Origin of the sequence: Christiangramia aestuarii (genome assembly GCF_009735585.1) — a bacterium.
Lineage (GTDB): Bacteria > Bacteroidota > Bacteroidia > Flavobacteriales > Flavobacteriaceae > Christiangramia > Christiangramia aestuarii.
The window spans coordinates 1-482 of sequence record NZ_VJVW01000059.1 but is presented as its reverse complement, the minus strand read 5'-3'; the positions used below and the strand labels follow the sequence as shown (position 1 = coordinate 482).

At 62.0% G+C, this 482-nt stretch carries 1 protein-coding gene; it reads left to right on the top strand.

What is annotated here, in order from left to right; translation table 11 throughout:
• Positions 1–482, top strand: a 482-nt coding sequence (locus FLP08_RS16910) for an ABC transporter permease (protein ID WP_500681178.1), incomplete at both ends; no start/stop codon positions are given.

Sequence of the window (482 nt, the reverse complement as noted above, 5' to 3'; positions counted from 1 at the left end):
GGGCGGCATGCGGTCATCGGGGTGCCGTTCCTGTGGCTCTTCCTGTTCTTCCTGCTGCCCTTCGCCATCGTGCTGAAGATCAGCCTGGCGGAAGCGGACGTGGCCATCCCGCCCTACACCGAGATCTTCGCCTACGCGGACCAGCAGTTGCAGGTGCTCCTCAACCTCGGCAACTACCTGATGCTGACCGACGACCCGCTCTACATCGATGCCTACCTCGGCTCGCTGAAGATGGCCTTCATCAGTACCCTGATCTGCCTGCTGGTGGGCTACCCGATGGCCTACGCCATCGCCCGCTCCAGCCAGTCCTCGCAGACCGTCCTGCTGCTGCTGATCATGATGCCGACCTGGACGGCGATCCTGATCCGGGTCTATGCCTGGATGGGCATCCTTTCCAACAACGGCCTGCTCAACAGCGTACTGATGGGGCTGGGGCTCATCAGCGAGCCGCTGACCATCCTCAATACCAACATCGCGGTGTA